10 protein-coding genes and 1 tRNA gene are annotated in these 14,595 nt (G+C 64.7%); 5 read left to right on the forward strand and 6 right to left on the reverse strand.

Translation table 11 applies throughout. The features are described 5' to 3' along the window. Nucleotides 1-4 precede the first annotated feature (4 nt). The 5 genes from VN11_RS19200 to dtd form a co-directional block, all read right to left on the reverse strand. Nucleotides 5-4,750 (reverse strand): RHS repeat domain-containing protein, encoded by a 4,746-nt coding sequence (locus tag VN11_RS19200; protein ID WP_080374971.1) that lies wholly within the window; start codon nt 4,748-4,750, stop codon nt 5-7. A gap of 450 nt (nt 4,751-5,200) precedes the next feature. Next, nucleotides 5,201-5,276: transfer RNA gene (locus VN11_RS19205), tRNA-Ile, on the reverse strand. A gap of 40 nt (nt 5,277-5,316) precedes the next feature. Beyond that, nucleotides 5,317-5,628, reverse strand: coding sequence for a hypothetical protein (locus VN11_RS19210; RefSeq protein WP_053450895.1), 312 nt, complete (start codon nt 5,626-5,628; stop codon nt 5,317-5,319). A 266-nt stretch (nt 5,629-5,894) separates the two neighbouring features. Then, nucleotides 5,895-7,748 (reverse strand): RNA polymerase sigma factor RpoD, encoded by a 1,854-nt coding sequence (rpoD, locus tag VN11_RS19215; protein WP_008265787.1) that lies wholly within the window; start codon nt 7,746-7,748, stop codon nt 5,895-5,897. Nucleotides 7,749-7,838: 90 nt separating this feature from the next. Continuing rightward, nucleotides 7,839-8,279 carry a D-aminoacyl-tRNA deacylase gene (dtd, locus tag VN11_RS19220; protein WP_006472318.1) on the reverse strand — a complete coding sequence of 147 codons (441 nt, stop codon included), beginning with the start codon at nt 8,277-8,279 and terminating at the stop codon, nt 7,839-7,841. Nucleotides 8,280-8,341: 62 nt separating this feature from the next. Between dtd and VN11_RS19225 the strand changes: the two genes are divergently transcribed. The 4 genes from VN11_RS19225 to VN11_RS19240 all read left to right on the forward strand — a co-directional run bounded on the left by VN11_RS19225 (nt 8,342) and on the right by VN11_RS19240 (nt 12,590). Next, nucleotides 8,342-9,262: a lauroyl acyltransferase gene (locus VN11_RS19225; protein WP_006472320.1), complete on the forward strand. Its 921-nt coding sequence runs from the start codon at nt 8,342-8,344 to the stop codon at nt 9,260-9,262. Between the two features lie 83 nt (nt 9,263-9,345). Then, a complete protein-coding gene (gene ribA, locus VN11_RS19230) occupies nt 9,346-10,479 on the forward strand; it encodes a GTP cyclohydrolase II RibA (protein WP_053450896.1) in 1,134 nt (377 codons plus the stop codon). Nucleotides 10,480-10,554: 75 nt separating this feature from the next. Then, the gene (locus tag VN11_RS19235; RefSeq protein ID WP_049457916.1) at nt 10,555-11,055 is read left to right on the forward strand and encodes a PH domain-containing protein; all 501 of its coding nucleotides are present in this window, start codon (nt 10,555-10,557) and stop codon (nt 11,053-11,055) included. Further along, a complete protein-coding gene (locus VN11_RS19240) occupies nt 11,052-12,590 on the forward strand; it encodes a PH domain-containing protein (RefSeq protein ID WP_053450897.1) in 1,539 nt (512 codons plus the stop codon). The genes VN11_RS19235 and VN11_RS19240 overlap by 4 nt, the downstream gene beginning before the upstream one ends. 97 nt (nt 12,591-12,687) lie before the next feature. On the opposite strand, the gene VN11_RS19245 is transcribed toward VN11_RS19240, so the two are convergent. Then, nucleotides 12,688-13,746 carry a CDP-glycerol glycerophosphotransferase family protein gene (locus VN11_RS19245; protein ID WP_053450898.1) on the reverse strand — a complete coding sequence of 353 codons (1,059 nt, stop codon included), beginning with the start codon at nt 13,744-13,746 and terminating at the stop codon, nt 12,688-12,690. Here VN11_RS19245 and VN11_RS19250 point away from each other — a divergent pair. Further along, nucleotides 13,745-14,563 carry a glycosyltransferase family 2 protein gene (locus tag VN11_RS19250; RefSeq protein ID WP_053450899.1) on the forward strand — a complete coding sequence of 273 codons (819 nt, stop codon included), beginning with the start codon at nt 13,745-13,747 and terminating at the stop codon, nt 14,561-14,563. The genes VN11_RS19245 and VN11_RS19250 overlap by 2 nt on opposite strands. The last annotated feature ends 32 nt before the right edge of the window (nt 14,564-14,595 follow it).

The following is a 14,595-nucleotide window of genomic DNA, read 5'->3' on the forward strand; positions in this document are numbered from 1 at the left end:
CAGTCTATCTCCCTTCTTCAATCAACTTTGTTTTTGGCTCAACGACTTGTCCGGTCGCCTGATTCTGATATGCATGAGTAGAGAATTGCTGCCCATCTGGCGCCTTGTGCGACGAGCTTGATACCTTGACCCAATCAGAGGCACTTCCTCCATGAACAGCACTGAGGCGCGGCGAATCCCGCAAAAGAACTCCACTCTGCCCGCCAGCGATGACCTCTCCCTTTCCTGACATCAGCTCGCCAAGCTGCTGCTCACTACCAAGCTGTTTACTCAGCTTCACGCCACTTGCAGCTCGGTCAACTCCTTTTATCAGCTTTGCGGCACCATCACCAAGTGGACCGGCCACACCCAACATAGCGGCCCCGATACTGACAAGCGAGGGATTGTTATAGGCATCAACAAAACCCTTCGCATCGCCAAATATCGGCATAAAGTCAACCATTACTCCCACTTGCTCCTTAGTAAGAGTTGTGCCACTGGTATTCATCCCATACTTCAGCTCGGCCCGGTACATTGCCGAGTAGGCTGCACCACTCTCCCGCCCATCCGGATCCGTGAACTTGTAGGGATTCCCATTGGCATACCGATACCGATTGAACTGCCCAACCGGCTGCTCATACGCCGTCACCGGGTCCACCGACAAGAACACCCCCAACTGCGGATCCATGTACCGCTGCTGCATCTGCACCAGCCCGGTCTCACCATCCATCACATGCCCGGTGTACCCAGGGCCATCCACCACCTTGCCGATCGGCGCGCCGTACGGCTCGTAATGAGTACGCTCGATCACGTTGCCGGAAGCATCCGTACTGGCAACCGGGCTTCCCAGCGCATCGGTGTGCAGGTAGGTGATCTTGGCGTCGGCGCCTGCGTAGTCCCGGCGAGCGATCAGGCTGCCGGCCAGATGAACGTACTCGCGCCCCAGCCCCTTGCGGCCATCACTCTGGAATACCAGCCGACCGTCCTGTGCGTACTGCGAAAGCACCACTCCCAGTCCTGGGGCGGAGGCAAGGATGCGGCGCCCCAGCGCGTCGTAGCGATAGGTCTCTTTACCAGTCACCTCGCGCAGTCGATTGCCGAAGTCGAAGCTGTGGTTGAGGCCATTCTTCAGCTTCAGGTTGCCCTGCACGTCATAGCTCAGGCCGATAAGCGTGTTGCCCACACCATCCCGCACATTGGTAAGGCGGTTGTGCGCGTCGTACCAGTAGCGATGGTCTTTGACACCCGGCAGCATCCAGCTGGTCAGGTTGTCCAGCGTGTCATAGCTGAACCGGTGCCAGGAATCACCGCCAAAGTTGTTGGAGCCTGCCGCGATCAGTCGATCCAGACCGTCATAGAGCATGTGCCGGTTGTAGAACGCTCCCAGTGCCAGGTCATAGATGTCGCTGACATTGCCGTTCCGATCAAATCGCGTATCAAAGTCGAGAACACCCGAATCGGTGGTCCGAGAAGGCAGTTGACGCTCGTTCTGCTGCATCGTGTGCACGATGCCGTTGCCATAGGTGAATTGCTTGATGCCGCCATTCGCGTAGTAGCGAACGTCGGTAGCGAAGTTCCCGACCCGTGTAGCCTGGCCCAGCGCATCCGGCGCGTAGTCGACCGTCAGCCCGCTCGGCCAGGTCTGCCCGGAAGGGTGGCCATTGGCGTTGTAGCTGTAGATGATGGGCCAATCGTTCCAATCAGGCTGAGACACCCTTTCCACTGTCAACAGGCGGCGCTTGTTGTAGAAATAGTGATTGGACGCCGTCGTGGCGCCAGAATCGTTCCGGACCAACAATCGCGACGGGAGCCCATCCGGCGTATACGTCCAACTCGTATTGCCGTTTCCGTCGGGGAACCGCAGATAGGTTGGCCGATTCCGCGCGTCATACTCGCGATAGACGGCGCGACCGCTGCTGCTGATGGCCTCGGTATTGCAGGTCAGTGGCGATGGAGAATCGACCCCGGATGCCGACCAGATCAGATTGCCGGCGCCGTCGTAATCCATCAGGGTGCTGCCGGTTTCCGGCTCGATCGTCTTGCACAGCTGCTGGCTGGGCGAATAGACATAGCGGCGAGCCACCGTCTGGCTGCCATTGGCATTGCCGCGGGCGATGATCAATGGCTTGTTGAAGACATCCCGGGCGATATTCATCACCGCCCCCTCCGGCATCTGGATCGACACCGGGTGCTCATAGGACGGCTCATCGAACATCTGGAACCGGGTCTGCGTCACCTGCCCCCTGGGGTTGGTCACGCGCATCTGCCCACCTGGCAGATACTCGGTGAGGGTGGACAGCAGACCATGTTCGCTGTCCTGCGAACTTGAGATCAGCCGCCCCAGGGCGTCGTACTCCTTCCAGGTCCCCTTCCAGGGAACCGGGAAGTCTGAAACCGGATACGACGAGAATGTCTGCCGCCCCTGGGCATCGTAGGCAAACAACTGCAGGCGCTGCGTGGCGGCTTGATTGCCCGCATCGAACTCCTGGGTCAGCATCGGCCGCAGCAACGCATCGAAGTAGGTGATCTTGCGTGCGTTGCCCGTGGCCGTTGTCTGCCGCCAATGACCCGGAGGAATACCGTACTCATTAAGCGGCACCCACTCGAGTGCCTGCCTCTTTGCATTCCAGGCGACGCTGTCATCGCTGGGATACTCGACGCGTGTCAGCCGCCCCATCGCGTCATATTCGTACTGGGTGAGGTAGTCATTCTCGTCGGCGACGGCGGTAATCCAGCCAGAATCGTTGACGGCGGCCCGGGTCACCGTGCCGTCGGCATGGCTTATCCATTGTGGAATTCCCAGCTTCCATCGCTCCAACGTGGTCGTGTTGCCATTGCCATCCTTGACCGACGCGACATTGCCATCGGCGTGATAGCCCAGCCGGTGGATAAGCCTTCCAAAACTTCGCTGCTCAACCAACTGCGCCTTCGCAGTGTAGGTGTTCTGGGCTTCGACCAGACCTGTGTCGCTGTTGGTCCGGCTGGCAGGCAGGCCAAGGATCCAGCCACTGGTGTCGTTGTAGTAAGTGGTGACATCAGTCCGACTTCCCCCGTGCGAGCTGCTGCGGGTCACGCTCGCCGGGCGCCCATAGCTATCAAAGGAGTTGGCCTGCCAGGTCATCGTCACACCATCCCGCGTGACCTGACGTCGTTGCAGCGGCCTTAGCAGTGCCGAGCTGCCGTCGTTACCTCCCCACGTCCAGCCGTAGCGATCGGGAAAGGGCATCGAAGGCATCTGCGCATCTGAAACATACGTCAGTTCTTCGGTCTCGAGCACCGTTCCTGCCGCATTGCCGGCACGCCGGCCAAGAAGCTTCCCATCATTGAACCGGAAAACAATTCCGTAGATCTCTTCGACCCAGCTTCCGTCAGGCTGCGTGATTCTCACCGCCTTGGACTGGGTGCAGGTGCTGCAGTAGGGATAGTTCCCCGCCCAGTAGTCCTGATAATCCCCCTTGTCCGTATACGTCCAGCGCATGGGAGCAATACCCGGACCTTCAATGGTCTTCTCCGTCAGACCAAAGTTCTCAAAGTAGTTGGCAATCGCGAGATACTGAATCATCTGACCATCGCGCGCCTCTTTGATGCAGTAGCTCGCCGGAACTCCTGCACGATAGCGTCGCCCATTCCGGAAGGAGAACGTACCGATCGCACCAGATGGATGCTTCATCTGAAGGGTGTAGATCTTGTCCCGAAAAGGCGGACTGCCACACCCCTGCGACGGGTCCTCCGGCCAGTTCTCATAGGCGATACGCATGTCGGAGAGATGGTTGATCTCCCACCAGGCACCGTCCGGCTGGGTAACCCGCTGCAGCGAGTTTCCTGCATATCCGTAAGTCCAGGTGCGGCCATTTGCCGAGGCGCTCTGCAGGCGATTTCCTACATAATTCAACAAGATCGAGCGCCCATCGCTGGACGTGATGTTGGTCGGATAGCCGTTCCCGTTATAGCTGATGCTGACACTGTTACCAAAGCGATCTTCGATTCGACTTGCCAGCAGATAGATCTCTACGCGCGCTTGGGCAGAGTTGGCGCCGATGGATCCCATCAGACCCACAGCGCGCTGCGTGCCAATATTAAAGGTGTACTTGATGCCCGATGTGGTCTGCAGAATGAAGCCCTCGCCCTCCAGACCGGCGATCATCGGCGTGCAACTGACGGTGTCCATCGCACTGGTGGTCCAGCTCCAGTTTTCGCTCTGACGACTGACTGGCTTGAGGCCGGCAGGTGGGTCACCCATCAGCGACCGCGCGCCCTCCCCGGGAAGATTGACGGTATAGCCAGACCAGATGTCTTCAATGCGGACTGTCGGCGGCGTATAGGGAATGAAGTTGGTGCTACAGCGCGGATCTTTCCGAGAACCTCGATAGGTCCATCCATACTGGGAATCGAATACGCCGGAGATGAAAGGTACATCGATGCTCCAGTCACCCGCACCACCATAGATCAATGGCGGCGAACCGTTGTCGGGAATGGGCCTCACATTCAATCGGCGTTCTAGCCGTACCGGTAGCAAGTTGTTACCTGCCAAGTCGATATCGGTCTGCTTGAAGTATCCGCTCTGGTCGTACACATTGATCGAGTCACCGAAGAGCTCTGATGTCAGTGGACCGACCTGCTCAGCCGAGTTGAGCTTCTTGTCGTACTCTTGATAGGGCTGCTGAACTACCTGCTGCGCCCGCGCGGCGAAGCAGAGCCCAAATAGAAGTGCGAGCACCGCGCATCCACTCGCACGCGGGCCGACCGCGACGTTCCTTGTTTCGATCCGCATTTCCGCCCCCTGATTGTTGAGAGCGACTTTTTCACAGCAAGCCAGGATCCGTCAAATAAGAATTCATCTCACCTCTGAAATGATCATGGCTTATTGGCTCATTTGGTTTCCTCTGCTTGTCTCGTGCTACTAGATCTATGAGGGGCCGCCCCAACGCACACGCGTACTGGTCGCAGAATCCCGGGCGGCAGTTTCCGCACAGCCTGACCCGCCGGGCATGTTCATAGGCTACAAGTACTCCTCAGAGCGCAGTGGACACAGGGCCGGCTAGCTTGGGCATCCAAGCAGGGCACCTCTTCATGCAGAACTGATGAGGTAGCTCCAAGTCGATTGTGGAAGGCTGCATGGCCTAGGCGGCATTCAGAAGCACGTGCAGCGGCGCCCATTCCAACTGAGACCGCGTAATTCCGACGATGTTGGACGCCCTCTGGACTTCGCCGGACGTCAATGTGGTGGGCCCACCAGGATTCGAACCTGGAACCAAGGGATTATGAGTCCCCTGCTCTAACCGTTGAGCTATAGGCCCTGCGCAGCGTCACAGTGTAGTGGAGGCCGCGCTCGATCGGCTACCCGGCGGCGGCAAACGCCTCCGAAACACGCCCCAGCCGCCTCTCCGCTGCTTCCGCGAGCCATACCTGCCGCCTCAGGTATGCCTGGAACAACGCGACCATCCTTCTGACTTCCTCCAGTCCCTGTTGGTTGTCGCCACTGAAGCCGGCAAGCAATCCGGCCTCCGACAGCGTCAGCAGCGCATACGTTGTACGGCGTGCAAACCCCAACCGATCCTCGCACTCATCCCGCATCACCTCATCCCAGTCCAGCAGCGGCGGGAAATCGGCTCGTACGGGCTCAGGCAAATCGTGCTCCACATCATTCATGGCGTGACTCCAGATGCATGACGAATCAATGCCGCAGGCCGTGCGAGTTGCACGTGACCTGCCGCGCGCTTGCATCGGCGCCGGTGATGACCGGCCCGCCTACGGGATGTGTTGAGCATCTGCGCGATCAGCGTGCGACCGTCGCAGGAAGAATTCAAACGGCAGATGCGACATCGGCAAGAGCCGTCGGGCATGTCCCGGCACCCACCAAAGAAAAACCCCGCACCAGGCGGGGTTTCTCTCAACGCTTCAACAGCCGCTGGAAATCAATCGATATCCAGGAAGCTGCGCAGCTGCTCCGAGCGGCTCGGGTGACGCAGCTTGCGCAGGGCCTTCGCTTCGATCTGGCGGATGCGCTCGCGGGTCACGTCGAACTGCTTGCCGACCTCTTCCAGCGTGTGGTCGGTGTTCATGTCGATGCCGAAGCGCATGCGCAGCACCTTGGCTTCCCTCGGGGTGAGGCCGGCCAGCACGTCGCGCACGGTTTCAGACAGGTTGATGTTGGTGGTGTTCTCGATCGGGGACTCCACATTGGTGTCCTCGATGAAGTCGCCCAGATGGGAATCCTCGTCGTCGCCGATCGGGGTTTCCATCGAGATCGGCTCCTTGGCGATCTTCATCACCTTGCGGATCTTGTCTTCCGGCATGTCCATTTCCTTGGCCAGCTCCTCCGGCGTGGCCTCGCGGCCGTACTGCTGGAGCATCTGGCGGGAAATGCGGTTCAACTTGTTGATCGTCTCGATCATGTGCACCGGAATACGGATGGTGCGTGCCTGGTCGGCAATCGAGCGGGTGATCGCCTGGCGGATCCACCAGGTGGCGTAGGTCGAGAACTTGTAACCGCGGCGGTACTCGAACTTGTCCACGGCCTTCATCAGGCCGATGTTGCCTTCCTGGATCAGGTCGAGGAACTGCAGGCCGCGGTTGGTGTACTTCTTGGCAATCGAGATTACCAGGCGCAGGTTGGCCTCGACCATTTCCTTCTTGGCCTTGCGCGCCTTGGCTTCACCGTAGGCCATGGCACGGCTGATTTCCTTCAGCTCTTCCAGGTCCAGCTGGGTCAGCTTCTCGATGTCGATCGTCGCCTGCTGTTCGGCGATGATCTGGTCCTTCACTTCACGCAGCGCCGAAGACCACTTCTGCTTGCGCTTCAGTGCATCTTCCACCCATTCCAGGTTGGTCTGGTTGCCTTCCCAGGAACGGATGAAGTCCTTGCGCGGCATGCGGGCGGTAACGGTGGCCAGGTTCAGCACGCGGCGCTCATGCGACTTGATGTCGGCCATGGTGTCGCGCAGCTGCTTGGTCAGCACGTCGGTCAGCGGCAGCGGCAGCTTCAGGGTGACGAACACCGCCGACATCTCTTCGCGCAGGCGCGGCAGGTTCTTCTTGTCGCCCTTGGTCGCCGCCTTCTTGAAGGCAGTGAAGGCATCGCTCAGCGCCTGCATGCGCGCGGCGACTTCCTCCGGGTCCGGACCGGTCGGTGCGGCTTCTTCCTCGCCACCCTCGACATCATCGTCCTCGTCCTCGTCGCCATCGGCGTCGGCATCGTCGCTGTCATCAGCAGCAGCCGCGGCCGGCGCCGGGGCTTCGTCCGTAAGGTCGTTGAAGCCGACGATCACTTCGGCCAGGCGCTTCTTGCCTTCCTTGTGGGCTTCATAGTCGTTCAGCAGCGACTCGACCGACACCGGGAACTGGCCCAGGGCGGCCTGCACCTGCGAAAGGCCTTCCTCGATGCGCTTGGCAATGGCGATTTCGCCTTCGCGGGTCAGCAGCTCGACGGTGCCCATTTCGCGCATGTACATGCGCACCGGGTCGGTGGTACGGCCACCTTCGGTGTCGAGCGCGCTCAGCGCGGCGGCGGCTTCTTCGGCCGCGGTGTCATCGACTTCGCGGTTACCGGTGTTGCCGTCGTTGAGAAGCAGGGTTTCCACATCCGGCGCAACTTCATGGACATCAATGCCCATGCCGTTGATCATGCCGATGATGTCTTCGATCTGTTCCGGGTCGACCATGTCGTCCGGCAGATGGTCATTGACTTCGGCGTAGGTCAGGTAGCCCTGTTCCAGGCCCTTGCTGATCAGTTGCTTGATTTCGGATTGGGCAGGACGTTCGTTGGCCATGTAGTGCTCGCGCCACCGGCTAGGGAGAAATAGGGAACGTAGCATTATACCAGCCCGGGGCCCCGCCTGCCGGGCGGTGGTCCCGCAAGCTCAGGGCCTGAGAAGGAAGGTCACGGGACCGTCATTGACCAGGCTGACGACCATATGGGCACCAAATCGGCCCGTTTCCACCCCCGGCGCGTGATTTTCACGACAGATCCCGACAAATCGATTGAACCCGCGTTCAGCCTCGTCCGGCGGCGCCGCGCTGGTGAAGCTCGGGCGCATGCCCGAGCGGGTGTCGGCGGCCAGGGTGAACTGGCTGACCAGCAGCAGGCCGCCGCCGGTGTCACGCAGCGACCGGTTCATCTTCCCGGCCTCATCGGCGAACACCCGGTAGCCCAGCAGGCGCTCGGCCATCCGCTGCAGCTGGGCCTCGGTATCGCCGGGCTCCATGCCGACCAGCGCCAGCAGGCCGGGGCCGATCTGCCCCACCGCTTCGTCGTCGACATGCACGGCGGCCTGGCTGACACGTTGGATCAGGACGAGCATCGCGGGCTTCCGAATGAACAGGGCCGGCCACGATAGCAGCGCCCTTGGCTAAACTGGCGCCGATGAATCCGCAACGCAAAGCCCGGCTGGTCTACCGCGCCACCACCCTGTTCGCCCGCCTGCCCTGGCCGCTGCTGCGGGGCGCCGCGCGCGCCTTGGCGTGGGCGTGGATCAGTCTCAATGCCCGTGAGAGCCGCGTCACCCGGCGCAACCTGGAACTGGCCTACCCCGAACTGGATGCCACCGCGCGCGACCGCCTGCACCGCGAGCTGCTGCGCTCCACCGCGCTGCAGGCCATTGAGACCCTGCGCCTGTGGAGCCAGAAGCCGGCCGACAACCTGCGCCTGCACCTGAAGCAGCGCCATGGCGAAGCGCTGTATGACGCGGCGCTGGCCAGCGGCCAGGGCGTGATCGTGGCTGCGCCGCACTTCGGCAACTGGGAGCTGCTCAACCAGTGGCTGGCCTCGCGCGGGCAGATCGCCATCGTCTACAAGCCGCCGGAGGACGAGGCCAGCGACGCCTTCCTGCAGCTGGTGCGCGGCGGCCAGAACGTGCAGCAGGTGCGCGCCGAAGGCCCGGCCGTGCGGCAGCTGTTCAAGGTGCTCAAGGACGGTGGTGCCACCGGCATCCTGCCCGACCAGCAACCCAAAGCCGGCGACGGTGTGTTCGTGCCGTTCTTCGGCGTGCAGGCGCTGACCATGACCCTGGTCAACCGGCTGGCCGAGCGCACCGGTGCCACCGTGCTGTACGGCTGGTGCGAGCGCATCGGGCCGGACATGGAATTCGCCCTGCACATCGAACCGACCGATCCGGCGGTGGCCGACCCGGACCCGCAGGTGGCCGCCACTGCGCTCAATGCCGGTATCGAACGCATCGCCCGCCGCGACCCCGCGCAGTACCAGTGGACGTACAAGCGCTATACGCTGCGACCGGCGGGCAGCGGCGAGGAGGATCCCTACGCCACCGAAGAGCATCCCCACTAGCGGCCCCACTGAGCCCGACCGGTCCCTGCGACCGGCGGCCGCACCACGTTGAATACGACGCCGGCGCCCCCATAGAGACTGCGATGTCCGCCTCCCCCGGTCCTGCCATGCCTGCTTCTTCCCTGTTCGGCGATCCGGCCGCGATCCGCTGCGAACGCGCGGTGGCCGAACTGCGCGCCGGTCGCCCGGTCCTGCTGCACGATGGCCAGGGCCAACGCCTGGCGGTGATCGCGCTGGACAGTGCCACCGCCAGCAGCTTTGCCGCCTTCGCCAGCGCCGCGCGCGAGCGCCACTACCTGTTCCTGACCGCCACCCGCGCCCGCGTACTCGGCGTGGACGCTCCGGAAGGCGCACGCCTGCCGCTGGCCGGCATCGCCTTCGATGCCCTGCCCTCGCTGGGCTACCTGCGCGAGCCCGGCCCGACGCCGGAGGGCTGGAGCGCCGGTGACGCCTTCGATGCCGGCGCGGTTGAACTGGCCCGCCTGGGCCTGCTGCTGCCGGCAATGGTGGCCGTGCGCCTGGATGCAGGTGACGCCACCTTCGACGGCGCCGCCGAAGTCGCCCTGTGCGACCTCGCCGAGGGCGCGGCCCATGCGGCCCACGATTACGAACTGGTGGCCCGCTCCCCGGTGCCGCTGCGCGACGTTGGCATGACCACCTTCGCGGTGTTCCGCGGCGGCGTGGCGCAGCGCGACCAGGTGGCGATCATCGTCGGCGAACCGGACCTGTCGGCGGTGGTGCCGGTGCGCGTGCATTCCTCGTGCCTGACCGGCGACCTGTTCGGTTCACTCAAGTGCGACTGCGGCGACCAGCTGCGGCGCGGCCTGCGCAAGCTGAAGGAACTGGGCGGCGGCGCGCTGCTGTACCTGGACCAGGAAGGCCGCGGTACCGGCATCGCGGCCAAGATGCGTGCCTACGGCTACCAGCACGATGGCCTGGACACCATCGATGCCGATGCGCAGCTGGGCTTCGGCGCCGACGAACGCCGCTACGGCAGCGCGGTGGCGATGCTGCACGGCCTGGGCATCTCGCGCGTGGCCCTGCTCAGCAACAACCCGACCAAGGCGCAGCGCCTGCGCAATGCCGGCATCGAGGTGCTGGACTGCATTCCGGTCACCGGCGAGATCACCGCCGAGAACGAGCACTACCTGCGCACCAAGGCCGACCGTGCGGGCCACATGCTGGACGTGGACGCGCTGATCCAGGCTGCCCAGTAACGCGGCCGACCTGCTACCGTCTGCGCGGTGCGGCCACGGCCGCCATCGCCCGCCCTGCTGCCTGACGGAGCCCGCGTGACCGACGCCTCGATTCCTGCACCACCCGCCTCCGACTGGCAGGTACTACCGCAACGCGCGGCCCGCCTGGCCGCACTGGAAGGCGCCTTCGGCGGCCTGTTCGTGCCGGGCCTGCCCTTGGCGGCGGCGGCGTGGTTCTTCGATCTGCCCGGCGGGCTGTGGACTGCGGCCCTTGGGCTGCTGATCGGCATCGCCTTCGGTGCGTGGCTGGGCCATCGTCGCCTGGTCCGCACGCGCTGGAGGCTGGATGCACAGGGCCTGGGCCTGCGCCGCGACCTGATGTGGCAGCTGGAGACCCGCATTCCCATTTCGCGCGTGCAGCACCTGGACCTGCGCCGGGGGCCGCTGGAGCGCCGCGCCGGCCTGGCCACGCTGATCGTGCACACTGCCGGCACGCGCATGAGCGCGGTGACCGTCAGCGGCCTGGACGAGGCCGACGCCGAACGCCTGCGCGACACCCTTTCGCACCAGCTCGACCAGGACGCCGACGCCCTGTGAGCCTGCCGCCGCCCCTGCCCGCATCGCTGCCCGACGGTGGCGAAGACCATCGCCTGCATCCATGGTCGTGGCTGTTCGTGCTGCTGATGCAGCTGCGCCACTACTTCCTGCCGCTGATCGCGCTGCTGGTGTTCGGCCAGCGCGGCGATCGCGATCCGATGTGGGCCCAGCTGATCCCGTTGTCGGCCATTGCTGTCCTGGTGCTGGTGTCGGTGCTGCAGTACCTGAGCTACCGCTACCGCATCGGCAACGATGCAATCACCGTGCGCAGCGGCCTGCTTGCGCGCAACCGCCGCGAGATCCCGTTTGCCCGCATCCACAACGTGGAAGTGCGGCAGAACCCGCTGCACCGCCTGTTCGGCGTGGCCGAGCTGCGCCTGGAGTCGGCCGGTGGCGCGCGCCCGGAAGCGGAAATGCGGGTGCTGAAGCTGGACCAGGCCTTGGCCCTGGAGCGGCTGGTGCGCCAGCGCGGGCAAGCGCCGCAGGCCAGCGAAGCGATTGCGGTGGCCGACATCGCCGACACCGGCAATGAACACGTGCTGCTGCGCCTGTCCAGCTGGGACGTGGTGCGCATGGGCCTGCTATCCAACCGGGGCTGGGCGCTGGCGATCGCCGCCGTCGGCGTGCTGTTCCAGACCGTGCCACGGCCGGTGATGGATGACGCCCTCCAGCGCGGTGGCCGCGAGGCGTTCGGCTACGCCAGTCACCTGCACCCGGGCGTGGCCGGCGCGTTCCTTCTGGCGGGCACTGCGCTCCTGCTGGGCTGGCTGGCGCTGCGCGTGCTGTCGGTGGTGCTGACCCTGCTGCGCTACCACGGCTTCACGCTCAGCGAGCAGGAGCGCCGCCTGACCGTCTCGGCCGGCCTGCTCAGCCGCACCCGCAGCAGCGTGGCGCGTCGCCGCATCCAGGCCTGGACCCTGCGCGAAAGCACCCTGCATCGCTGGTTCGGGCTGCGCCAGCTGCGCATCGACAGCGCCGCCGGCGGGCCTTCGCGCGATGAGGACCGTGCCCTGTGCGAACTGGCGCCGCTGGCATCACGCACGCGTTGCGAGCAGCTGGTGCAGCACCTGCTGCCGCAGCTGCAGTGGCCGCCGGCACAGTGGCAGTCCATTCCGCAGCGCGGTTGGTGGCGGTTGTGCCTGGGTGCACTGCTGCTGGCGCCGTTGCTGGCGGCGGCCGCGTACTGGCGGTGGGGACCATGGGGGCTGGTGGTGCTGGCCTGGATGCCGATGGCACTGCTGGTCGCGCATCGGCAGATGGCACGCATGGGCTGGTACCTGGACGATCACTACGTGGCGGTGCGCGGCGGCTGGTGGAAGCGCTGGTGGCGCTGGGCCGAGCTGGACAAGGTGCAGGGCCTGCGCCTGCAGCGCTCGCCGCTGGACAAGCTGCTCGGCACCAGCAGCCTGCAGCTGGATACCGCCGGTGCGCATGGTGATGTGGCACTGACCCTGCATTACCTGCCACACGAACAGGCACAACGGGTGATGGAACAGCTGGCGGCGGCACTGGCACGGCGCAAACTGCGCTGGTGAGCACTACAGGTAGTGCCGGCCGCTGGCCGGCAACCGCCGCCATTCCCGAGGTTGCCGGCCAGCGGCCGGCACTACCGCGAGCGGGGTAAGCGAGGCATCACCGCTGCGACGGGCCCCAGTAGCCCAGGTCCTTGCGGATCTGCAGGTCGCGCAGCCAGGTGCCGAACGGCTTGCGCCGCAGCGCGCCCATTTCGCCGGACAGGAAATCCTCGGTCGCGGCGATCACCCGCTCGCTGGAGCGGCCATCGCGGTACGGATGGATGGCATCGGCGTAACGCACGATCTCCGCCTGCAGCGCGGCGTCCGGATGCAGCGCACGCTGCAGCATCGCCGGCAGCTGTGCCGGGTCGTCGAAATCGATCATGTGCGGCTTGGGCACGCGGTTGCGGAAGGTCACCACCGGCTTGTGCTGGACGATGAACTCCGAAACGATCGACGAGGTGTCCGACACCAGCACATCGGCGGCGCGCTGCGCGGCCATCACCTGCTCCGGCTCGACGAAGCGGGCATTGGCACCGGCCAGCGCGCGGTAGCGCTCGAACAGTTCCGGCGCGCACTTCGGGTGCAGCGTCAGCAGCCAGTAGCGGTCGCCGGCGGCGATGTCGGCCGCGATCTGCGCGTGCAGGTGCGGGGCCGCGCTCAACCGCTCGGTGAAGGTCGAACCGAACAGGATCACCGGGCGACCAGCGGCCGGCGCGCGCAGCGCGGCACTCTCGCCGCCATCATCGCGGAACAGTGGGTCCAGCTTCGGCCAACCGGTCTCGGCCACCGCGAAGTGGCCCTGCTGGGCGGCGATCTGCCGGAACGGGGACGTGGTGGCCGGGCCCTGCGTGCAGTACAGGTCGAACATGCCGCGCACTCGGAAATGACCGCGCGCACTGTCGCGCTTCTCCACGTTGAAGCCATGGAACAGCTGCACCTTGGCGCCGGACAGGAAGGTCGGCACCCAGTTGGCGGCGCTGAACACCGCGCGCGGGCGCATCGCCAGGGCCTGCTTCAGGCCGATGTTGGGCACCCCGGGCAGGTGGCTGCCGGCCGCGCCGCCCTCGAACCAGGCGGCCACGTCCTGCCCGGACGCGTGCAAGGCCTGCGCCAACGGGGCGAGAATAGGCAGCGCATAGCGCTCCGTCGCAAACAACAGGTACCCGGCCATCATGTCCTCCACGACCGCTCCCATCGAACGGCCTCGCATCTCGGCGTGCATTATCGCGTTCAACGAGGCCGGGCGCATCGGCGACTGCCTGGCCTCGCTGGCCTTCTGCGATGAAATCGTGGTGGTGGATTCGCAGTCCACCGATGCCACCGTGGCCCTTGCCGAGGCCGCCGGCGCCCGCGTGCTGCAGCGGCGGTTCGAGGGGTTCCGCAGCCAGAAGGCGTTCTGCGTCGAGCAGGCCAGCCATGACTGGGTGCTGTGCCTGGACGCCGATGAGCGCATCAGCCCGGAACTGCGCACGGCCATCGAGCAGGCCCGCGACGGCGGCTTCGCCGGCCACGCTGGGTACCGCTTCGCGCGCCTGTCGGAGTACTTCGGCAGGTTCCTGCGCCATGGCAACGCCTACCCGGATCGGGTAATGCGCCTGTTCGACCGCCGCCGCGGTGGCTGGCGCGGCAAGCGCGAGATCCACGAGGCGGCCAGCGTTGACGGCAGCGTCGGCACCCTGCACGGGGACCTGATCCACTACCCGTACCGCTCGCTGCAGCAGCAGCTGGCGAAGACCGAGAAGTACGCCCGGATGATGGCCGAGCACGAGTTTGCACGCGGCAAGCGCGCCACGCTCGGCAAGCTGGTGCTGGCTCCAGCCTGGCGATTCTGGCGTGGCTTCCTGTTCCGCGGTGGCTTCCGCGACGGCTGGCACGGCCTGGTCTACGCCTATGTGCGTGCCAACTACGTGCGGCAGAAGACCATCATGCTGTGGATGCTGGGCAACGGCCAGGCGGTGGCCGATCCGGCGGCGCCTGCGGAACGGTCCTGAACGGCCTGTGTCACACTGGCCGCGCGTTGCCC

The sequence above is a fragment of the Stenotrophomonas maltophilia genome, from assembly GCF_001274595.1.
In the GTDB taxonomy this organism is placed as follows: domain Bacteria; phylum Pseudomonadota; class Gammaproteobacteria; order Xanthomonadales; family Xanthomonadaceae; genus Stenotrophomonas; species Stenotrophomonas forensis.

Coding starts and splice junctions, on each gene's coding strand:
- VN11_RS19245 (WP_053450898.1), bottom strand. CDS start 13,746: ATGATGGCCGGGTACCTGTTGTTTGCGACGGAGCGCTATGCGCTGCCT.
- VN11_RS19200 (WP_080374971.1), bottom strand. CDS start 4,750: ATGCGGATCGAAACAAGGAACGTCGCGGTCGGCCCGCGTGCGAGTGGA.
- ribA (WP_053450896.1), top strand. CDS start 9,346: ATGTCCGCCTCCCCCGGTCCTGCCATGCCTGCTTCTTCCCTGTTCGGC.
- rpoD (WP_008265787.1), bottom strand. CDS start 7,748: ATGGCCAACGAACGTCCTGCCCAATCCGAAATCAAGCAACTGATCAGC.
- VN11_RS19225 (WP_006472320.1), top strand. CDS start 8,342: ATGAATCCGCAACGCAAAGCCCGGCTGGTCTACCGCGCCACCACCCTG.
- VN11_RS19250 (WP_053450899.1), top strand. CDS start 13,745: ATGTCCTCCACGACCGCTCCCATCGAACGGCCTCGCATCTCGGCGTGC.
- dtd (WP_006472318.1), bottom strand. CDS start 8,279: ATGCTCGTCCTGATCCAACGTGTCAGCCAGGCCGCCGTGCATGTCGAC.
- VN11_RS19210 (WP_053450895.1), bottom strand. CDS start 5,628: ATGAATGATGTGGAGCACGATTTGCCTGAGCCCGTACGAGCCGATTTC.